Below are 20567 nucleotides of genomic sequence, written 5' to 3'. Positions count from 1 at the left end.
TCTCTCTCTATAAAAATACAAACTATTATACCAAATTTTTGACTATTTTTCGACCCTAAAAAACAAAAGAAGACCTATAATATTCAGGCCTTCCTTTTATCATTCATTATGCAATTTTACGAGCAATGGCACGATTCTTTTGTCCATCTAGAGCTGATTTGACCGAAATCCAAGCACCACCAAGAGTGAAGACAGCTAACAATCCTAGATTCAAGTAAAATTTATCTGGGACATCCCCTGAGAATGTCGCTTCATTGAGAAGCGTCCAGGTCATACCAAATGGCAAATCCAGTTCATTCATGAGCGCCAAAGTATAATCTAATTGGTTGACCAAAAAGACCGTCAAGACCATCAAAATAGCTGAAACTACCACACCTTTTTTAGTCAATTTCTTACCAAGGATCTCATAACCTTTGATAGTACAATAACCGAGGGCAGCCCCTGCTAAAACAGATACATAGCCAAGACGCGCTACTAAGAGGGCAACTGCTCCACCGATGATTACACCGATCACAGCCCCTACAATCCCTAAAAGGAAGTTTTCTTCCCGCGCTTCATAAGCCTCCACCGTATCTTGCACTTCGGCTTGGTAAGCTCTAAAGGTTGCATCGTCGATTAAAAAGATCGCATCTCCAATTTGATACAGACCGATTGGTCCTTCCTCACCCGTTTCCACATTCACTTGCACAAATTGGTGGTTGAGCAAGAAATCAACAATATCTTGGATAGCTGTCCATAAGGTTTCGACAGCCTTCCCTTTGGTCATTCCACCTTTGACAACGATCGAGGTCAAGTAACCATCAGAAGAGATAGCATTAATGGCTTTTGATTGTTCTTTTAGTTCATTCCAAAGAATCTCGCTATCTTCGATTAAGTCTCCTTCGGAACCTTGTTTCACACTGAGTGAAATGGTAAATACATTCTTGGTTTGAGCGCCTTCAATGACCAACAAGAAGCCTTCACGCTCTCCATACATCACACGGGCTTCGCCATCAAATTGTAGACCAAGATCGGTAGCAATACTATATAAATATTCTGGTTTCATGTTTCCCCCTAAACTTTCGGGAAAGCTTGAGCTTTTCCCCATACAATTCCCATTCTACCATAGGAGAAGCAAAAAGGACATATACATTTGTATACATCCTTCTTTCATTTGTGTTACATTGAGGTTTATTTCTCAACACGAACGCCAAATGTGTCGATTTTAAGTTGGAAAATCTGACCATCTAGCCCGAGTTCTTCGAGAGCTGCGACAAAGGCTGCTGTATGCTCTGGCGCTAAGAGGTTCATGATCGTTGGGCCTGCTCCTGACAGATAGGTAGCATAAGCCCCATGCGCATGTGCGACTTCTTTGACCTGAGGGAACTCTTTGACAAGAGATTGACGGTAGCGCTCGTGGAAATGATCTGACTCGATGGAGCGACCAGCCGTCAGCAAATCTCCCTTGAGGAGAGCTGCGATAGCGACATTGGCTACGCTACTAGCTGCAACAGCTTCCTTATAAGACCATTCTTTCGGTAGGACATTCCGACTATCACTGGTCTTCAATTGGTAGCTCGGTACAATGGCCACAAGGTCACAGCTTGGAAAGTCAGCCGTGACATATTGGACATCTTCACCGATGTAGCTCGCGATGACCATATTCCCAAAGATAGCTGGAGCTACATTATCCGGATGACCTTCGATCTCGGTCGCGATGCGTAATTTCTCAGCGTCTGATAGCTGGAGGTTGGCTAATTGGTTGGCCAATTCAATCCCTGCGACAATGACCGAGCTTGAAGATCCAAGACCACGCGCCAAAGGCACTTGACTGGTCATCTTGATTCGATGGGGCTGCATATCAGTTGAGATAGAAAGGGCTGTTGAGAGCAAAAGGTTTTTCTCATCTGTCGGAATCCCTGCTCCTAGATCATGCTCAATGAACCAAGTATCAGTTGGTTCAAGGACTTCAATGGTCAAATAGCGAGTCACGGCAATTCCAACAGAATCAAAACCTGGCCCTACATTGGCACTGGTTGCTGGAACAATAATTTTCATGCTTATTCTCCCAAGACCTTAAAGGTATTCAAGAGTTCGAAATTCGCCTCTGAATCCAGTTTTTCAACCAGGTTCTTGAATTGTGTTTGGTTGACTTGGTGGGTAATGATCACCACACTTGCATATTGACCATCTGAGTCTTCTTGGAGGATTTGCTTGAAGGAAGCTCCTTCTGCATTAAAGATTTCCGCAAGACGCAAGATTTGACCAGTCGCATCTGGTGCTTTGATTGAGAAGTAATAATTGTTCTTCACGTCTTCTGGCTTAGCCAATTGAAGAGGGCGACTGTATTCATTGAAGGCTTTACCGATTGTTCCTTCTTTTAGTCGACGGACAATGCGAACGAGGTCGGCTACGACACTTGTCGCAGTTGGTTTTTGACCAGCACCTGGTCCGTAGTACATAGACTCACCAATACCGATGGATTCCACATAGACCGCATTCATGACATCATTCACTCCTGCGAGTGGATGTTGTTTTGGAAGGAAGGTTGGTGTCACTTCTGCTGCGATCCCTGACTCTGTTTCAACGATAGATCCGACCAGCTTGATAACATAGCCAAGGCTTTGAGCAACCGATACATCCTGAGGAGTGATCTGGCTGATTCCTTTGTGACCTACTTGGTCAAATTGGATATTCATTCCAAAAGCGAACTGGCTCAAGATCACCATCTTGTAGGCAGCATCGATTCCTTCAACGTCGTTGGTTGGATCACTTTCAGCGTAACCAAGACGTTGCGCTTCTGCTAAAGCATCCTCATAAGTCCAGCCTTCTTCGACCATTTTAGTCATCATGAAGTTAGAGGTTCCATTGACCACACCGAGCACTTTGGTCACCTTGTCTGAGGCCAAAGAATTCACCAAGGTCCGAAGGATTGGGATCCCACCAGCTACGGCAGCTTCGTAATAAAGGGCCACTTTGTGTTTTTGAGCAATCTCTAGCAACTCGCTTCCATGAACGGCAAGAAGGTCTTTGTTAGCAGAAACTACGTGCTTGCCTGCTTCCAGCGCACGGGTGATAAAGGTTTTCGCTGGCTCGATACGACCCATCAACTCGACCACGATGGCAATGTCCTTGTCTTCAATGATCTCATCGACATTGGTCACAAAGTTGTAGTTGTGACCAGCCGCTTGCAAGCTTTCCTTTTCAGCATCATCTCGAACCAAGACCTTAGCGATCTCGATTTCATCTTGAGCTGCCTGGGTGATTTTTTCATGGTTTTCTTTTAATAAAAATGGTACGCCACTTGCAACAGTACCAAATCCTAGTAAGGCAATCTTAACAGACATCCTATTGACTCCTTGAATTTTCTATAGTAGCTCCATTATAACAAAAACTTGAGCGTTTGACAGCCAATTGCCTTAAAAATTCTGAATTTTCATGACAGGATCTGCCTGTAGCAAGTTCTGGAAAAGAACATAGAATTTGTGGTACAATAGAGAAAATGATGAAAACGGTGACACTATGAGTAAACGAAGAGTACCTAAAAAAATCAAAGTCCTACTTGGAATCAATGCACTCCTCTTGGTCTGTATCTTTATTTGTAGCTTTCTTCTGATCAAGCGGATCACTCAGGCGAGTGGCGGGAATACCAGTGGCACTGCCATGACGCGCTCGCTAGATGAACACAGTTCCTCTATCGAGTGGACTCGTGTGAAAAAGCCGGTCAAACTGCCCATCCTCATGTACCACTCCGTGCACAATATGGCCGAGTCTGAAGCTGCCAATGCTAATTTGATCGTCGATCCAGAAACCTTTGAAAGCCAACTAAAGGCTCTGAAAAAAGCGGGTTACTACACCCTGACACCTGAGGAAGCCTATCGCATCCTCGCTAAAAATGAAGTCCCAAAAGGAAAGAAATTTGTCTGGCTCACGTTTGATGATGGCGTCGAGGATTTCTATACCATCGTCTATCCGCTTCTTAAGAAGTACAAGATGACCGCCACTAACAATATCATCACGGACTTTACCCAAAAGGAAAAAGAAAATGTCCTGACCTTTGACCAAATCAAAGAGATGAAAAGTGCTGGCTTGACCTTTGAAAGCCATACGGTCAATCATCCAGACCTAGCCAATTCCAGTCTTGAGACCCAAAAGAATGAGCTAGTCGCTTCTAAACGCCTGCTGGATAAGGTGCTGGACCAAAATACCAGCGTTATCGTCTACCCATCCGGTCGCTACAGCCAGGTCACGATCGACCAAGCCAAGAAAGCTGACTACAAATTAGGCCTCACCACTAAAAATGGACTCGCCAGCTCCGCTGATGGACTCTATTCCCTCAAACGAGTCCGGATCCTTCCAACCACTACAGGAGAGGACCTCCTAGCCATGATCCAAGAATAAAGAAAGAGGCTGGGACAGAAATCGGTAATTCGTTAGAATTCGATTTCGTTGTCCCACCTCCGCACAGTTGAGTAGGGCTGTAAAAGCTGATGAAATCAGCGTAGTAGAGCCCACTCAACCACTGCGTCTTGCTCGACAATCCAAAAACAATTGAGAGGCTAGGACTTTTGTCCCAGCCTCTTTTGTTAGAGTTCCTTTTCTAGTTCATTTAGAAAGATGATTAAAAATTGATGGCGACTTTCTGCCATTTGTTTGGCAGTCTCCGTGTTCATTTCATCTTTTAAGAGAAGCAACTTGTCATGGAAATGTTGGACGGTATCAGTGAGGGACCTCCCTTTGTGGCCACCATAGGAAAATGTTCGCGCAATTCCTATAGCTCCTATCGCATCCAGGCGGTCTGCATCCTGGACAATCTTGCCTTCTAAGGTTTCTGGATGCTTCCCACGATTTTTGCTGAAAGAAACAGCATTGATAACCCGACAAATCTGGTCGATTTGGTCTTGAGGAATACCGATCTCTTCTAGAAACATGCGAGCATTCGCATTATTCTCTGTCTGAAACAATTTATCATCATCAGCATCGTGAAGAAGAGCTGACAAACCCACTATCTCCAGATCACATGGATCTTCTGCTTGTGCGATTCTCATTGCATTGGTATAGACGCGGAGGGTATGCTCTACATCATGGCCATCCGCTCGATCAGCAAATAAGGTTTTAACATACTGCTTAGCAGCTTGGATTTGTTCTTCGATCATCGTTCTTGTCATTTGTAGTTCCTTATTTCAATCAATCTCATGGTAGGCTTTGCCTGCCTTTTCTAAATCGTAATATTGATCAAATTCTTCTTTTGTCTGTGTGGTATGGACTTGTCCATCTTTAGATACCTCAGCTGGAATTGTGACATCTTGATAGAGATTCACACCTTTCTTCATAAAGAGTTCAAATACAGCAATACTTTTTGCATATTGATCCGCACTATTCTGGGGCTTTATTACTATGACTTTAGTATCTTTTTGTTTTAAGAGTTGATAGGCCTTGGAAGATTTCTTAAATTGCGTTTTTGAGAGATCCTTGGGATCAATCGAAAACCAATTTTTAAAAAAATTCAATTCTTCAATACTGCTCTTCTCACGATCAATTGGTACATTGAAATCTGGAATCGGTTTTCTTTGGTGATCATTCTCTAAGATCTCATTTCTTTCCAGTTTACGAGTGTCTAGATTCAAGTACATCATTTTTCGAACTGAGTTATCTTTGGTACTGCGAATTTGTAAGGAAACTAACTCACGTCCATTCCATGAATACACTGAGCCTAATTCTGTAGGAATATAATCCGGATCAAATTGTTCAACAACTTTAAACAAATCAATCTCTTTCTCTTCTTTCAATCGTTCTCCATTAACCTTATAGACACTAACAGTCCAATATTCATCCTTTTCTGGAGGAGTTGTACGATAGTAAAAATTTTCTCTAAATTTCACATTCATATGCAAAATATGCTTTGAACCGACTCTGATAGGATCAAAATAATAATAAGACCCATATTCCCTCATCAACCGATCTTCCTTAGGATCAGTTGATTTCCAGTGAGTGATAATACCTGCACCATCCGCAATCATCTCATAGTCATCAATTTTCGCTTTTCCACTATAATCCTGAAATTGCTTGTAATAACTCTCAGTTGAAAAACGTACATAAAGCCAAATCCCACCCATGAGCGAAAGCAATACCAGTAAGGCTAGCATCATTTTTTTCTTTGTCTTTTTCACGATTTAAATAGATCCTTTCTAGGTGATTTAATTTTCACTTTGTAATCCACCACTGGTGAAAAAAATAGCACATTACCTGAAAACATGAAGATCGATAAAAATAACAACAAAACTATATGAAGGATAAAGTTTGGAGCAATATTACTAAATATTGCACAGGATGAAAATACAACCAACCCAGCAAAAAAAGTTGGAGCCATCATTGATAATAATCGATGCTTTCTATCATTTGTGACGAGGTATATCTTTATAGAGTGGTTGCTATTCACAATGTTGGTCATCGGTTTCCGAATGCTTATCCATATACGAATCCCTATTACAAGGCTATATACTAGAAGCAAGATCCCCAGATTTAGCACATGCGAAGAAAAATAGAGATACTTTTCAATAGGAAAGGCTTTGGACAAAAGCATGGCAGTTGCACCCCCACCGAAAGCTGAAGCAAGACCTTTCTTCTTAGTATCTTTTTTATTGAGAGATTTAGAAAGATCCGAAGGAGCTAGAGACTGCACTTCTTCCTTAGTTAAAGGATAGGCTAGATGAGGGATGAAGCTTAAAATCCATGGAAAGAAATAGCTGATGAGAAATGGACGATCAGCATCGACTAAATATGACTCACCATCCATTTGTAAAATCCGGTAACGAAGATTGATTTTTGATAATTGTTCTATTTTTGCTTTTTTTAGCATGCATAGTTCCTTCTAATTCTCCTTGTAAGCAGATTGATCCTCATCCACTGCTTCTAGTCTCTCAAATTCAACACGCCTCTTTCTATAGGCATATTCAAATAGAATACTACCTGACTCTATCCAAATACAAAGATAAGCCAACATGCCATTGATATAAAGAAAACAAGCTTCCGTTCCATCATGAGTATTCATATAGAATCCAAACACAATAAAAATTGGAATAAGAAAAAGATAAGCATGAAATTGTCGCTGCTTCTTTACATTTCGAAAGACAATCTTATACTTTGGACGATTGGGTGTGAGTCGTCTGGCAATTTCCTTTCGAGATTTCCAAAGGATTCCCCTATAAATGACAAAAGCTACCAGAATTGAAATTAAAAATAACAAGATTTTTAAATAGAGATTCTGACTAATGCTATAATATCTAAAAATTCCAGCCCCTATTCTATATAGAGCCGAACTAAGTGCAACACTAATACTTATCGCTATCGAACGTCTACCTTCTGGAGCCATTTTAATCTTTTTGTCAAAGTTTCTATTTGAATCCTCTAACTCTATGATATCCAACTTGAACTCCTTAGGAGCAAATCCCCAATAGTAACGTTTAGATGTCATAGAATTTGAATCTAAAACATACCTTTTTCCATTCATTTCAAGGATGCCAAAATAATAGACATCCAAGGCTCTAAAATCAACTTCCATTTATTTTATTTCATCACTTTCTGAATTAATGGTATTTGCCAATTAAGTAACTTCTACGATATCACAAAACTTCTACTGTTCTTCTATTTTTTCAAGAACAATTTGACCTTGCTTGTAGGGATAAGCAATTGGGTAACTTCCTAGAGTAAACATGAAAAAGAATAAGGATACGATTCCATTGATTACCAAAAAAGCTCCTTCTGTTCCATTATTCAAACCAATAAAGAAAAGTAAACAACTGAAAATTGCTCCAACTAAAGGATATACTCCTCCGTTACTTTTCTTAATAGTTGTAAAGGTAACTGTGTATTTACGGCTGTTTTTAGGAATCCATTTATCAGCTTTTTTATGGGCCACCTTTAATGAAATCAGAATGGCAAAATAAGAAATCAGCATTGAAATTGCAAAGAGCAATAACTTTAATAACACTTGCTCACTAAGATTGTTTTGAATAAAAAGCCGCTTTAGAACATCATAACCAACTTTGACAATTGGTTGGACAATGATGGCTGCCATTGTCGTACTGACAGGTGTTGTAGGCTTAATTTCGAAATGATTGTTATTCTTTTCGATCTCCACCATATCCACTGTAATCGTATCTGTTTTAATTCCCCAGTAGTAACTCTTAGGACTCATTGTACTCGTATCCATGATATACTTTTTCGATTCTTGATCTATCTGGACAATCTGAAAACAGGTCATATTTGAATTTTTAAATTTTAGTTCCATTTGTTTACTCATTTTTATTTTTAATATTTTCAACGTAACTTTTTCTTTTCATAATATTTCTTACCCTTTCTACTCTGGATGATTAGCAGACCAAACCTGCAGTTCATCGTAGGATTTTATTTGTGTTTTCTCACCAGTCTTTGGATCCGTCGCATAGACCTCTAACACATCCTGCCCCTTTGGTGCAAACCAATGAAGAACTGTATCAAACCACTCTTTGGTTGAGTACTGTTTAGGTCTCATATATAAACGAGCTAAATTCTTTATATCCTTAGCCATTTCCGGATAGTCTTGTGCAAAATTTGTATTGGAAATATCTATCTTTTCACGATCTTCTTTTGAAAGTAAGGTATCAATATAACCAGCTGTGAATTTCAAATGGTACTTCTCTTGCATAGCTTGTCGAATGTTATTATATACATTCCCCTTTGACAATTCCTGCTCAGCGACAGAAAAAGTTGATTTCCCATAATCCTCAAAATTTTCAAGATCTTCAATTTTTTGATTCGAAATATCAACTATGATTTTTCTACTATCATTATTTCCAACTTTATACAAAGTTACCGGTATATAATCCTTGTTATCTGCATAATACTGATTGATATCGTATGCGCCTCGATACTCTTTTTTCCCTAATAATTGATATAGTTCTGTCTTTTTACTTGGGAAGCCAGCAGCATTCAAATCATAAGAAATAATATTAAAATACTCATCTTTTGCAATTTTAGGTGAGCCATTTTTCTCTCTATCAATCATACTTTGATTGATCTCTTTTTGATGGACATCCAAAACCGAAATATAATCTTGACCGAATGCTATCCCACCTATCCCATCTTTTTGCGCAATAAATACAAATTTATTATCCTCAAAAAGATGAATTGTAGGTTTCTGAGTTTTCGCATTGATATATTTCTGCTTGGTTTCTTGCTGACTCGTTTTTTCATGTTTTTGAACTTGCTTCCACATATAGAAAGAGCCTATACTTACTAAAAGGACTAGCACTCCTACTACTTTCTTATTCACTCGTTTCATTTCAACCTCCACGCTCGTAGTTAACTCCTACCATCATACCGAAATTTTGCGACTGGGGCAACTTCCTCACTAGTTGGAAATAGTTGCAAGAAAAAACACCACCTCTCGGTGGTGTTTACTTCTTCTTTTGTGGAAAGAGGGGCAGACCAAGTGTCGCGATCTTCTCGGCGGGGATCTTCATACCATCCTTAATCCATTTGGAGATGACAGAGACAATGGCTGAGCTCCAGAAGGAATTGAGGTAGCTGCCAGCGCCATTCGAGGAGCTGCCATTTCTTTTTTCTAAAAAATCATAAACAGCCTTGGTCAAGAGCCGTTCGAAATTGTAATCAATGGCCAGGCTAATGATTTTGGCTTCTTTCTTGACTTCCTTAAAGAGGTAGACCCAGACTTGGTAGAGGTCTGTCTTGAGGTTGTAGCCATCTAAAGACTTGGTAATCTTTGCGATACTAGATTGAAAGATGGACTCTAGAATCTCTTCCTTGGAGTCATAATTACGGTAAAAAGCTGCTCGAGAGACACCTGCACGCTGAACCAGCTCAGAGATAGTGATCTTTTTCAGATCTTTTTTCTCCAACAATTGCAGGAGAGAGATTTCAATGGATTCTCGTGTAATCGCATTGTTTTCTCGGTTAAATCGTTTGAGATTTTCCAAGGATTTCTCGGATATTTTTCTTTCTGCCATAACATTTACTTTCTATCTGTCTCACCTGATGATATCTGCTTGGATAGCATTGTACTTCATGATATAATTGTAAAAGAAGACATACTACTTGTCAATGTACATTTTTATACAATTATGAGGTATGAACTGATGAAATGGAAAATTATTGCGGATTCAGGCTGTGACTACCGCTCTTTGGACAATCTGGCACCGGACACGGAGTTTGTCAGTGTCCCATTGACCATCCAAGTGGGTGATACCATCTATACAGATGATGCCCAACTCAATATCGACCAGATGATGGAGGAGATGTATGCGACCACGACAGCTTCTAAGTCTGCCTGTCCGAGTCCGGATGACTACATGAAGTCTTTTGAAGGGGCTGAAAATATCGTCGTTGTGACCATCACTGGAACCCTTTCAGGTAGCTACAACAGCGCAGAGGTGGCCAAGAAGATTTATCTGGAAGAGCATCCGAATACCAATATTCACGTGATTAACAGCTTATCAGCTGGGGGTGAGGTGGACCTGATCGTTCGCAAGCTCAATCAGTTGGTCGCTGAAGGCCTCGATTTTGATCAAGTAGTCGATGTGATCACGACCTACCAGTCTAAGACGAAGTTGCTCTTTGTTTTGGCCAAGGTTGATAATCTGGTAAAAAATGGGCGTCTCAGCAAATTGATCGGGACTGTTGTCGGGCTCCTCAATATCCGTATGGTTGGGGAAGCTAGTAAGACGGGTACTCTTGAGCTGCTTCAAAAAGCTCGGGGCCAAAAGAAAGCGATCAAGGCGGCTTTTGATGAATTGATCAAGGCGGGTTATGCAGGCGGTCATATCACCATCGCCCACCGCAACAATGAAAAATTTATCGAGCAATTCTCTGCATTGGTTCGAGAAAAATTTGCCCATGCAATGATTGAAGTCCTTCCTACTTCTGGACTTTGTAGTTTCTACGCCGAAGAAGGCGGCCTCCTCATGGGCTATGAAATTTAAGTTACCACTAAAAAGAGGCTAGGACAAAAGTCCTAGCCTCTCAATTGTTTTTGGATTGTCGAGCAAGACGCAGTGGTTGAGTGGGCTCTACTACGCTGATTTCATCAGCTTTACAGCCCTACTCAACTGTGCGGAGGTGGGACGACGAAATCGAATTCTAACGAATTACCGATTTCTGTCCCACTCTCTCTTTTTATTCTCCGATCTCTTGGTAGAGGGTACGGATTTTTTTGCGGTAGATGGTATAGCTGATCCCTGCTCCAATTAGCAGTATGATACTATAAAGGATCACAGCCAGCAGGGTGCTGACGGAATGATAGGTCCAAATGAAGCTGACAATGATCAAGAGAAACATCACAAAGAGAAAGACAATCAAGAGAATAGACTGAAGAACTGCATTCCCACGATGACGGGTCATCAACTCTGTGATATTGGTCCAATTGGTGCTAAAGTTCTGAAAATCTTTGACATAGTCTCGAATGCAGATCGGAATAGTGGTTACAACCCAGATCAGCAACATGGCTAGGATAGCTAAGGGATGGACGCCAAAATAGAGACAAACGCCAACTAGAAGAATGACAGGAAGGATGGATTGCACCAGATAGAGCAACCAAAACTTCATAAAGAGATAGCGTTTGAAATCAATAGGGAGGGATCTCAAGTACTCAAAGTTTTCGCGCTCTAGCGAAATACCGATACTGGTCAAGCCTCCAAAACTATTGAAAACACCAATCAAGATGGCAACAAGGGTCAGTGGCACCAGATACTGGGGCGTCAAGTAAGGACTGAGTCCTCCTATATTTTTCGATGCTCCTGCTGCTCCACTGAGGAGGAAAATATAAGGCAGAATGCTCATCATCAAGAGGACTTGCACCATAAGGGTTCCATCGCTCAAGAGTCTGCGATGATACTGAATGACAAATCGTCTAAAGGAGTCTTTCTGACCCACATGGAGCACTCTCACGCGTTCCTTAACGGTTTGGTTGGTCGCAACTGCAAGGGCTGCATCATAGAACTGCGGGATCACGATTTTGCGAACCAGGCCAATCAAGACCAGAAGGACCAGGATCCAGCCCAGAAGGCCAAGGATCGCTTCTCCATCAAAAGGATGGAGGATGAACTGATGAAAGGCCGTAAAAGGTGGAAATAGAATGGGAATCTCTGCGCCACCCGTCACTTCTACCCGATGGGTCTGAACTAGATTCAGATAGAGATAAGCTCCTAGACTCAGAAGAGAACCAATTCCGACCATGATGTTGGAGACCAGGGTCGTGTGTTTTTTGAAAAACAAGGTCTTGGTGATCAAATGAGCTAGTAATATCGTCGCTAAAAAGAGAACGCCTAAGAGAATTAAGGCACAAAAAAGGCCTAGCAGGATCCCTAACGGATTGAAGCCGCCTGCTTGCACAGGCAGGATCAGAAAATAGCTGACCAAGGGAAGGATAGCCATGAGGAGGGTCAGGATGACCGAGATACTCTTTCCAGCAATGACTTCCGCATCTGAGAAGGCATAGGGCCGGTAAAACTGCAGGTCCTTGCTTTCATAAAAGACATTGTAAAAACTCATAAAGCCTTGAGAAATGGTCATCAAGGAAAAGAGGGCGACCATATTGACAAAGAAGGCTGGTTGGTTCACAAAATCATAGATACTAAAGAGCAAGCCAAATATGAGGAAATAGACCAGGCCTAAAAAGAGATAGTTGAGCACCGATTTACGGGCAACATTGAGTTTGACGTCCGGTTTTTTGGCCTGTTTGGCACGTAATTTTGCGATCTGAGCGGGCTGACTGGCATAGATGATATTGACATTGACCAGTTGCTGGATAATCTTAAGACGCATGATCGCCACCTTCTTCCTTCCGACCCGCTAGACTGAGATAGATACTTTCCAGACTTTGTTCGGGGTGCTGGCCCTTTAATTCCTCGATCGTCCCATAGAAAATGAGATTTCCCTTTTTGAGAATGGCGATTTTATCACAGAGTTGTTCGGCCACTTCTAAGACGTGAGTAGAGAAAATAACCGTCTTGCCGCGATCCGCATGCTGGCGCATCATTTGTTTTAAATCGTAAGAAGCTTGTGGATCCAAACCGGTCATCGGTTCGTCCAAGACCCAGATATCTGGATCTGACAAGAGGGCTGCAATGACGAAGACCTTCTGGCGCATCCCATGTGAAAAGGATTCAATCACTTCATAGCGGTGGCTCTGAAAATCAAAGATCCTAAGAAGCTCCTCTAAACGTTGGTCACAGTCTTTCTGACTCATATCATAAGAGGTCGCAACCAACTCCCAGAATTCATTGGCTGTGAGACGCAAGAAAAGATCTGGCGAATCTGCCACATAACCGATCTTCTTTTTGATCGCCAGTCGATGGCTATAGAGGTCCTGACCATCCACTTCAATTGATCCAGTGGTTGGGGTGATGACACTGACCAGGCTCTTAATCGTCGTTGACTTTCCAGCTCCGTTGTGACCAATCAAGCCGACAATTTGTCCATCTTCGATGGTCAGATCCAAGTGGTTGAGGGCAATGTGCCCATCGTAATCTTTGGTAACTCCGTGAAATGTAATCATGTTAACTCCCTAATTGATCCTCATTGGGACCGTTTTTCTTATTCTGTTGATAAGCGATCATCGAAATGGTAGAGCAATTCTAGCAGATAGTTTGGAATGGTCTCCAAGAAGTCTTCTTTGTAGACCCGCTCTCCTCGCTTATGCAATTCTTTGCCCCAAGGGCCTAGATTGACCGCTGGAACCTGAATGTGAGCAATTTTTTCCAGATCCAGATCATAGACCTGGGTTGGTGTGGCTAGGCTATCTAGGACGACTTGATAAGAGGCCACATCCTTTTCCAAGGCACAATAACTGGTGTCGTTAATCCCCATAAAGTATTCTTCGACTTTTAAGAGGTAACCTCTTGTGTCCAGATACTCGCGGTAATCAGTGATGAGGGACACAATATTGAAATCGGTATTGTCTAAAAAGCGACAATTCATGGAAGGATAATATGGGGGCGCAAAACCGATGACCACCATAGGATCCTTATCTCCGAGAAACTCAAGGAGTCGCTGGATTTGCTGAATCGCAAGGCTCTGGTAGCTGGTCCCATTACGAAAATCTTGCTCCGCTTTTTTATTAGAAGCTTCTCTATAGTCTTGGTAGCCCTCTAAGGCTTGGCAACGTTCCTCTAGTTCTTGATAGGTGATGACTCTTGGCCTTGCAATAATATGGTCTTGGCCAGCCTGATCCTGCAAGTGCTCGTACTTCTTGTAAAAGGCGTCCAAGGCCTCCTGACTAAGCTCATAGATTCGTTGCAAGAGTTCTTGGGGTGTTTTCTTCAAATGCAATACACTGAAATAACCAGCCGCATAAAGTACGGTCGATACATCGTACTGCTCCTTCAAATCTCTGAGATAGGACCAAGAAGGAAGAGGAGACGTTTCTCCCAAGGCCTGATCAGCCAGATCGGGATGAAGATCTAGCTGACTTGCGATGGCTACTAAGAGGGACAAGGCATTGATCCCTTTGAGGGGCTCCTTCATATGAGACAAAACGCCTTGTGCCACAACGACTGGCATGAGTTTACCAACTGTGCCGATGTGAAGGACCTTTTCTTTTCCTACCTCTGATTCAAAGGGTTCTGAATCCACTGCTAATACATAATTCAGATCAAACTTTTCCTGCAAATCTGTGAGGAGGCCCAAAGCTCCCCGCATCCCACGTGAATAAGATTCCTCGTCTCCAACAGAGAGATAGAGCAGATTGACCTGACCTTCTGTAGGATCTGCTGCATAGGCTTCTAGAACCCCCAATTGAAGGGCTAGGGCTGCTTTCATATCGCAAGACCCTCTGCCAAATTTCCACTCCCCAGAAGCTAAATCTTCCTGCATATCTGGGCGTCTATCCAGTGTTTTCAAGGCTTCTGCAACTTTATCAGAATCGAGTGCGATCTCCGACAAGCTTCCATAGTCTTCTAAATCGACTGTATCATGGTGGTGGAAAAGGATAACTGTTTTTTTCTTGCCCTTATCGACCAAGGCCCAATTGACCGACCGATGCAAGTGATCCTGTGGCACCTGATAGCGCCCAAAGTGGTCCGGATGTTTCTTGAAATAGGGGATCTGGCCAATCCGTTGATCCAGGTAGGCTTCGATCCCTTGCTCGGTCTCGGTGTTGGTAAAGCTTGGAATTGCCAAGGCTTCGGTAAAAATCGTTTCGATGCTCTCTCTATTGGTGGTTTTCACTTTCAAACCAATCCTCCTTTGATATGATCAAACTATAAAATGAATAGAAATATATGTATCAGACTGATATTTCTACGTAAATAAAATGCTACTTTTTATATTCTCACTTCATTTCTTTCATGTATGCGATTTCTTTTCCAGAAAGGGCTTGCTTCCAGCGCAAACGTTTGTCGCATCCAACTATTTTTGGTAAAATAGGGACATTCACATGAAAGAAGAAATAAAAATGGAAAATCAAACCTTAATGCAATATTTTGAGTGGTATTTGCCCGCTGATGGGAACCATTGGTCGCGTCTTGCTGAAGATGCGCAACACTTAGCAGACTTGGGTATTCGTAAAGTCTGGATGCCGCCTGCTTTTAAAGCTACTTCTAACAATGACGTTGGGTACGGAGTCTATGACCTCTTTGATTTGGGCGAGTTCGATCAAAAAGGAACGGTTCGCACCAAATATGGCTTCAAAGATGATTATCTTCAAGCCATTCAAGCCCTCAAAGATGCAGGGATTCAACCAATGGCCGATGTCGTTCTCAACCATAAAGCTGCTGCCGATGGCTTAGAGGAATTCGAGGTCGTTGAGGTGGATCCAATGGATCGAAACAAGGTCCTCACTGAGCCCTTCACCATTCAAGGATGGACCAAATTCACCTTTGATGGCCGAAATGGCGCCTATAATGACTTCCACTGGCATTGGTACCACTTCACCGGTACGGACTACGATGCTTCACGCAATAAGAATGGGATCTACCAAATCCAAGGGGACAATAAAGGTTGGGCTCATGGAGATCTGGTAGACAAGGAAAACGGAAACTACGATTACCTCATGTACGCCGATATCGATTTCAAACATCCCGAAGTTGTAGAAAATCTCGACCAATGGGCTGAATGGTTTATCGAAACGACTGGTGTAGAAGGCTTCCGTCTGGATGCCGTCAAGCACATTGACTCCTTCTTTATGAAGAATTTCATTCATAATATCACCAAAAAATATGGAGAAGATTTCTACGTCTTTGGTGAATTTTGGAATGGCGACACAGAAACCAACGATGAGTACTTGGAAAGCATTGACTACTTGTATGACTTGATCGATGTAGCCCTCCACCAAAATCTCTTCAGAGCTAGTCAAGAGGGTGAAAATTTCGACCTTCGAACTATTTTTGATGGAACACTAGCGCTCAATCATCCTGAACAGGCCGTAACCTTTGTGGACAACCATGACACCCAACGAGGGCAAGCCTTGGAATCTACGATCCAAGAATGGTTTAAGCCTGCAGCCTATGCCTTGATCTTACTTCGTGAAGCTGGTTTGCCTTGTGTCTTCTATGGAGACTACTACGGTATCGAGGGCCAATTTGCGCAAGAAAGTTTCCAAGAGGTCCTCGATCGTCTCTTATGGGTTCGTAAAGATCTGGCCTATGGGGAACAAACGGACTACTTCGATGATCCTAATTGCATCGGTTGGACACGTTCAGGTTCAGAAGAATCAGCACCCATCGCCTGCTTGATTTCCAATAACCAAGCTACTACAAAAGTCATGGAGATCGGCTCATCCTACGCAGGCCTCACCTACTACGATGTACTAGAAAATTGTAGCGAAACCGTCCAAGTCCAAGAAGACGGTACTGCTGAATTCCCAGTGGCAGAACGCTCCGTCAGTGTCTGGGTAGCCCAAGATACAGAGGGCCAATAACCTTTATACGTAATTTTCTCCTAGGATCTACATCTTCCTAGGAGAATTTTTTCCTGTAAAAATTTTATAGGAAATACAGCTTCATTTTAGCACTATAAGAAAGCGCTGTCAATGGGTATCGCGTCTATTTGAAAGAAATAAAGAGCAAAAAAAAACTCGTTTTCCAGTTTGGAAAACGAGTCTTCTTTTTAGCTCAATTCTGCAATGATTTCTTTCAATTGGGCTTTCGTATGAACTCCAGCCACTTGTTTGACAACTTGTCCATCTTTTTTAAATAGAAGAGTTGGGATCGACATGATACCGAATTGACGTGCTGTATTTGGATTTTCATCGACATCCATCTTACAGATTTTCAAATCATATTCATGTACTTCTTCTGCCAACTGATCCAAGATCGGTGCTTGCATGCGACATGGGCCACACCAAGTTGCCCAAAAGTCAATCAAGACAAGTCCTTGGCTAGTTTCTTGTTCAAAAGTTGCATCTGTGATTACGTGTGCCATATTTCCTCCTTTTTCAGTAGGCATCTACTGATTCTGCATTTCTACTTTTATTTTACACTAAATAATGCCATTTTAGAAATATTTGCTACGGGGACTCCTTAGGCATCTTCTTTCTTTTTGCGCCAAAAGATGAAGCTAGAAGCTGTTAGGCTGATCACCCCTAAGAGACCCAGAGCATGGTCTTTGCTCCCTGTTTGAGGTAGCGTATGGTCTGCTTGATCTCCTCCTACTGCAGAAGTCGCAACTTGAGGATCTTCTGCAATTCCTTGTGAAACAAATTGAGGGCCATAGGATACAGCTAGTGTATGATGAGGTTTCTCTTGTCTTGCTGATTCTCTTTGCATCTGCTCTTCTGTTTCAGGAAGAGTTTGGCTTGGTTGGACAAAGTATTCTGGGCTTGGAAGCGTATATTCTTCCTTGTAGTGCACTTCTGGAGCGACTAGAGCAGCTCCTTCTATTTCTGGCAATTTCGCATAGTCAGTATCTCTTGCACTCGGTACATAGGCTGCCTTTTGAGCGCGGGTCTTTTCGACAATTGGAATCGCCGCCTGGATAGAATCTGTCTTAAAGGTCACTTCATATGGATGCTCCACCGTTAAATCAGATGGGTCATAGGTGTTGAAAACAAGCGCTAACTTGTGACCTTTCTTAACCGTATAGAGATTTGGTTGGAGATAAACCGTGTAATCGTGGTATTCTCCCACTTTAGGCTCGATGCTAGCTCGTGAGCTTGCTGAATCGTAGCCAGACTCAGGGTTCGCAAGGTTGATCCACCCTTTAGCAATCACTTTGTACTTGGTCTTGATGGTTTCGTATTCGGCAACAGATAGGTTGCTTAAATTGCTTCCCATCCAGAAAGCGTCTGCTGTTTTATCTTGCTTGACGCTACCATTTCCTACCACGTCAAAGTCCTCATCTGCCACATCTACCAAGAGGGCGTTAATTTGGAAATTCTTTCCTTGACCTTTGGCAAGAGCTGCCTTGAAATGAACGGGGATGTGCCCCTTGATCGTAGTGTCCTCAGTAACATCAGAAACGAAGGTCAGATTGGCCTTAGAGGAGGCTTTGCTGACTGTTTCATTACGGTTAGCGATCTCGACACCAGCAGCCCCATAATCACTAGAAATAGTTTCTTCTAGCCGTTTCGAGCTTGCATTCAAGAAGAGACGTTGGTTACTCTTCCAGTTGTCGTAAGTGGTCCACTTGCTTGGGTCATAGTTGTTTTGAGCTAGAACTGCTGGCAGGCTTTCGACATGATTGTCCACTCCATAGAGGTAATGGGTCAGCCAGGTATTGAGCAGGTCATAGAAATCTTGGCCCTTGGCGGTGATGCCGTATCCCCTTGACATAGCCGCTGGGTAGACGTGATCTCCTTGGTGAAGATAGAGCTTGACATCTTGTCCTGCTTTCTTGAGGGCATCGTACATAAGTTCAAAGTGCTTGGTCTTGACATTGTCATCATTCAAGCCATGGACGATCAGGGCGCTGGTCTTGAGATTTTCCGGATGAAGGGTATAATCCCGCTCCTTCCAGACATCACTGTAGTTACGATCATGGGCGTACTGGTCCTTGTTCAATTGGTTGATGTAGTTGGAATAGTTTTGCCAAATCCCTGCCCAGTCGTCTTGGTCCAACATCCGCGTGCTAACGTAGAGGGAGAGCCATGAAAGATCACTATAAGGCGCATTGCCAAACTGGGTTCCTTGGCTATTGAAATAATCATACCAAGAGGCAATCCCTGCTGCTGGAACGATGGTCTTTAGGCCTTCTACGCCTGTCGCTGCCACACCAAAGGTCGTGGTTCCAGCCCAGGAGAGACCGGTCATAGCGACATTGCCTGTTGCCCAGTCTGCCTTGATTTCAACATTGCTAGTCTTATCGGTGTAGGCCTTGCGTTTGCCATTGACCCACTCGATGATATTCTTGAAGGCATTGATTTCGAGATCAGAACCTGTGGTGTTAAATCCTTCTGATCCCTTGGTACCAAGTCCCGCACTCGAGATAAAGGCATAGCCTCTGACCAAGAAATAGTCGTACCAGTTCAGATCTTCGTAGTCATAGATATACTCGTAGGGACTGTAGTAATACCAATCCGATGCCTTGGCTTTTTTGGCTGCTTCTACTGTTGTTTCACTGCTTACTGGCTGTCTCTTTGCAGGTTGGCTGTGCAGTTTCTTCATGTCATAGCTACCGTCCGTTGGAAGCCCCAAACTTTCGAGGGTCACGTAGTTTTCATCAAGCGTCCCCGCTACGTAAGGGCGCGCTTCCAGAATAGTGGCTGCCTTAAAATCACCTTGCGCTACTGCTTTTGGTAGTTGAACAATGGCTTTGACTAAGTCAGGCTTGCCATCTGCGTCGGTGTCGTAGTCCGTTTCGACATAGACAGGGAAGCGTACAATTTGGCTGTCTTCATATTTGTAGTCTTGGTCTGCTTTTTCTCCCGTCGTATAAGGGAAAATCGGCTGGGCACGACCATTTAAAAAGAGCGGACTTTTCTTTTCAGCCCGGTAGGCATCGTAGAGTTTCTTAGCTGTTTCATACATCTTGGCCAATTCTGGCTGACTAACCTTACGAGTCAGATCTTCTGATTTTTCAATCAAGCCTAAACTCTTGGCAAAGCGTTCGCGATCTGCTTGGCTTTGACCCAATTGACTAGGATCTGTTGCTGCCCATTGAAGCAAGCCATTAACAGCATCTTGGACTGTCAACTCTTTAGAGGCCTGATCCGCTGCAAGGGTGCTACCTGTGACCTTTGCCAAATCCTGACTTGTTGCCGGAGCTTCTGAAGTAGGAGCGGATTGAGGTCCAGCTTCCCTGTTTGTTGCTGCTGGACTTGCTACTGGGACAGAGGACTCACTTTGTCTTGTGTGTTCTTCTGGTGCAGGGGCTACTTGATTGGCACCTGCCGTCCGATCCAGCGATGCCACATTCGAGCTTGCAGCTTCTTCACTAGTGGCAGTACTTGCGTCACTTGTTGTCGGTCTTGCTTCAGTAGATGGAGCATGGACCACTTCTGTCGATGGGGCTAACTCTTCCGTTTGCTCGTCTGCTGCTACTACTTGATGCAAGACCATCGGCGCGATCAGTAAGCTCGATGCGACAATGGAAACCATTGTTTTCTTTTTCATGTCAATCTCCTCACTTTTTGTAATCAACACTCCTATTATACTATG

General features: G+C 42.8%; 18 protein-coding genes. 3 read left to right on the top strand and 15 right to left on the bottom strand.

Going from position 1 to position 20567, the window contains the following annotated elements; translation table 11 throughout:
• Positions 1-106: 106 nt before the first annotated feature.
• From ADH92_RS09570 to ADH92_RS09560, 3 genes are all read right to left on the bottom strand, one after another.
• Positions 107-1087, bottom strand: a complete 981-nt coding sequence (locus ADH92_RS09570; protein WP_049498233.1) for a TenA family protein — start codon at positions 1085-1087, stop codon at positions 107-109.
• 83 nt (positions 1088-1170) lie between these two features.
• Positions 1171-2037 (bottom strand): homoserine kinase, encoded by an 867-nt coding sequence (thrB, locus tag ADH92_RS09565; RefSeq protein WP_049498232.1) that lies wholly within the window; start codon positions 2035-2037, stop codon positions 1171-1173.
• A 2-nt stretch (positions 2038-2039) separates the two neighbouring features.
• Positions 2040-3326, bottom strand: coding sequence for a homoserine dehydrogenase (locus tag ADH92_RS09560; protein ID WP_049498231.1), 1287 nt, complete (start codon positions 3324-3326; stop codon positions 2040-2042).
• A gap of 175 nt (positions 3327-3501) precedes the next feature.
• Here ADH92_RS09560 and ADH92_RS09555 point away from each other — a divergent pair, with 175 nt between their 5' ends.
• The gene (locus tag ADH92_RS09555; RefSeq protein ID WP_049498310.1) at positions 3502-4380 is read left to right on the top strand and encodes a polysaccharide deacetylase family protein; all 879 of its coding nucleotides are present in this window, start codon (positions 3502-3504) and stop codon (positions 4378-4380) included.
• 185 nt (positions 4381-4565) lie between these two features.
• On the opposite strand, the gene ADH92_RS09550 is transcribed toward ADH92_RS09555, so the two are convergent.
• From ADH92_RS09550 to ADH92_RS09520, 7 genes are all read right to left on the bottom strand, one after another.
• Positions 4566-5135, bottom strand: a complete 570-nt coding sequence (locus tag ADH92_RS09550) for an HD domain-containing protein (RefSeq protein ID WP_049498308.1) — start codon at positions 5133-5135, stop codon at positions 4566-4568.
• A 27-nt stretch (positions 5136-5162) separates the two neighbouring features.
• Positions 5163-6149, bottom strand: a complete 987-nt coding sequence (locus ADH92_RS09545) for a hypothetical protein (RefSeq protein WP_065426986.1) — start codon at positions 6147-6149, stop codon at positions 5163-5165.
• Positions 6146-6838, bottom strand: a complete 693-nt coding sequence (locus ADH92_RS09540) for a DUF443 family protein (protein WP_049498229.1) — start codon at positions 6836-6838, stop codon at positions 6146-6148. Before ADH92_RS09540 ends, ADH92_RS09545 begins: the two co-directional genes overlap by 4 nt.
• Positions 6839-6850: 12 nt before the next feature.
• Positions 6851-7540 carry a DUF443 domain-containing protein gene (locus tag ADH92_RS09535; RefSeq protein WP_049498228.1) on the bottom strand — a complete coding sequence of 230 codons (690 nt, stop codon included), beginning with the start codon at positions 7538-7540 and terminating at the stop codon, positions 6851-6853.
• Between the two features lie 72 nt (positions 7541-7612).
• Entirely contained in the window at positions 7613-8281 is a 669-nt protein-coding gene (locus tag ADH92_RS09530) for a DUF443 domain-containing protein (protein WP_239681867.1), read from the bottom strand.
• Between the two features lie 57 nt (positions 8282-8338).
• Positions 8339-9301, bottom strand: a complete 963-nt coding sequence (locus ADH92_RS09525) for a hypothetical protein (protein ID WP_049498227.1) — start codon at positions 9299-9301, stop codon at positions 8339-8341.
• 115 nt (positions 9302-9416) lie between these two features.
• Entirely contained in the window at positions 9417-9986 is a 570-nt protein-coding gene (locus tag ADH92_RS09520; protein ID WP_003010925.1) for a TetR/AcrR family transcriptional regulator, read from the bottom strand.
• A 129-nt stretch (positions 9987-10115) separates the two neighbouring features.
• Between ADH92_RS09520 and ADH92_RS09515 the strand changes: the two genes are divergently transcribed.
• Complete coding sequence (locus ADH92_RS09515; protein WP_049498226.1) at positions 10116-10958, top strand: DegV family protein; 843 nt, start codon at positions 10116-10118, stop codon at positions 10956-10958.
• 193 nt (positions 10959-11151) lie between these two features.
• On the opposite strand, the gene ADH92_RS09510 is transcribed toward ADH92_RS09515, so the two are convergent.
• The 3 genes from ADH92_RS09510 to ADH92_RS09500 are packed head-to-tail and all read right to left on the bottom strand — an operon-like array spanning position 11152 to position 15201.
• Positions 11152-12798 (bottom strand): hypothetical protein, encoded by a 1647-nt coding sequence (locus ADH92_RS09510; RefSeq protein WP_049498225.1) that lies wholly within the window; start codon positions 12796-12798, stop codon positions 11152-11154.
• Positions 12788-13531 carry an ABC transporter ATP-binding protein gene (locus ADH92_RS09505; protein WP_003010968.1) on the bottom strand — a complete coding sequence of 248 codons (744 nt, stop codon included), beginning with the start codon at positions 13529-13531 and terminating at the stop codon, positions 12788-12790. The genes ADH92_RS09510 and ADH92_RS09505 overlap by 11 nt, the downstream gene beginning before the upstream one ends.
• 38 nt (positions 13532-13569) lie before the next feature.
• Positions 13570-15201 carry a M20/M25/M40 family metallo-hydrolase gene (locus ADH92_RS09500; RefSeq protein WP_049498304.1) on the bottom strand — a complete coding sequence of 544 codons (1632 nt, stop codon included), beginning with the start codon at positions 15199-15201 and terminating at the stop codon, positions 13570-13572.
• Between the two features lie 208 nt (positions 15202-15409).
• On the opposite strand from ADH92_RS09500, the gene ADH92_RS09495 reads away from it, so the two are divergent.
• Positions 15410-16891 carry an alpha-amylase gene (locus ADH92_RS09495; RefSeq protein ID WP_080978990.1) on the top strand — a complete coding sequence of 494 codons (1482 nt, stop codon included), beginning with the start codon at positions 15410-15412 and terminating at the stop codon, positions 16889-16891.
• 188 nt (positions 16892-17079) lie between these two features.
• Here ADH92_RS09495 and trxA read toward each other — a convergent pair whose 3' ends face one another.
• Together trxA and ADH92_RS09485 are read right to left on the bottom strand one after the other, a co-directional pair.
• The gene (gene trxA / locus ADH92_RS09490) at positions 17080-17394 is read right to left on the bottom strand and encodes a thioredoxin (protein WP_049498223.1); all 315 of its coding nucleotides are present in this window, start codon (positions 17392-17394) and stop codon (positions 17080-17082) included.
• A 98-nt stretch (positions 17395-17492) separates the two neighbouring features.
• Complete coding sequence (locus ADH92_RS09485; RefSeq protein WP_049498222.1) at positions 17493-20522, bottom strand: CocE/NonD family hydrolase; 3030 nt, start codon at positions 20520-20522, stop codon at positions 17493-17495.
• Between the last annotated feature and the right edge of the window lie 45 nt (positions 20523-20567).

The sequence above is a fragment of the Streptococcus parasanguinis genome (assembly GCF_001073155.1).
Classification (GTDB): Bacteria; Bacillota; Bacilli; order Lactobacillales; family Streptococcaceae; genus Streptococcus; species Streptococcus parasanguinis_D.
The sequence above is the reverse complement of the archived record's forward strand: the minus strand, read 5'-3'. Positions and strand labels throughout refer to the sequence as shown.

Excerpts from the sequence above, each read along its gene's own strand:
- ADH92_RS09570 (WP_049498233.1), bottom strand. The coding sequence starts at position 1,087 with ATGGGGAAAAGCTCAAGCTTTCCCGAAAGTTTAGGGGGAAACATGAAA.
- thrB (WP_049498232.1), bottom strand. The coding sequence starts at position 2,037 with ATGAAAATTATTGTTCCAGCAACCAGTGCCAATGTAGGGCCAGGTTTT.
- ADH92_RS09560 (WP_049498231.1), bottom strand. The coding sequence starts at position 3,326 with ATGTCTGTTAAGATTGCCTTACTAGGATTTGGTACTGTTGCAAGTGGC.
- ADH92_RS09555 (WP_049498310.1), top strand. The coding sequence starts at position 3,502 with ATGAGTAAACGAAGAGTACCTAAAAAAATCAAAGTCCTACTTGGAATC.
- ADH92_RS09550 (WP_049498308.1), bottom strand. The coding sequence starts at position 5,135 with ATGATCGAAGAACAAATCCAAGCTGCTAAGCAGTATGTTAAAACCTTA.
- ADH92_RS09540 (WP_049498229.1), bottom strand. The coding sequence starts at position 6,838 with ATGCTAAAAAAAGCAAAAATAGAACAATTATCAAAAATCAATCTTCGT.
- ADH92_RS09535 (WP_049498228.1), bottom strand. The coding sequence starts at position 7,540 with ATGGAAGTTGATTTTAGAGCCTTGGATGTCTATTATTTTGGCATCCTT.
- ADH92_RS09530 (WP_239681867.1), bottom strand. The coding sequence starts at position 8,281 with ATGAGTAAACAAATGGAACTAAAATTTAAAAATTCAAATATGACCTGT.
- ADH92_RS09525 (WP_049498227.1), bottom strand. The coding sequence starts at position 9,301 with ATGAAACGAGTGAATAAGAAAGTAGTAGGAGTGCTAGTCCTTTTAGTA.
- ADH92_RS09520 (WP_003010925.1), bottom strand. The coding sequence starts at position 9,986 with ATGGCAGAAAGAAAAATATCCGAGAAATCCTTGGAAAATCTCAAACGA.
- ADH92_RS09515 (WP_049498226.1), top strand. The coding sequence starts at position 10,116 with ATGAAATGGAAAATTATTGCGGATTCAGGCTGTGACTACCGCTCTTTG.
- ADH92_RS09510 (WP_049498225.1), bottom strand. The coding sequence starts at position 12,798 with ATGCGTCTTAAGATTATCCAGCAACTGGTCAATGTCAATATCATCTAT.
- ADH92_RS09505 (WP_003010968.1), bottom strand. The coding sequence starts at position 13,531 with ATGATTACATTTCACGGAGTTACCAAAGATTACGATGGGCACATTGCC.
- ADH92_RS09495 (WP_080978990.1), top strand. The coding sequence starts at position 15,410 with ATGAAAGAAGAAATAAAAATGGAAAATCAAACCTTAATGCAATATTTT.
- trxA (WP_049498223.1), bottom strand. The coding sequence starts at position 17,394 with ATGGCACACGTAATCACAGATGCAACTTTTGAACAAGAAACTAGCCAA.
- ADH92_RS09485 (WP_049498222.1), bottom strand. The coding sequence starts at position 20,522 with ATGAAAAAGAAAACAATGGTTTCCATTGTCGCATCGAGCTTACTGATC.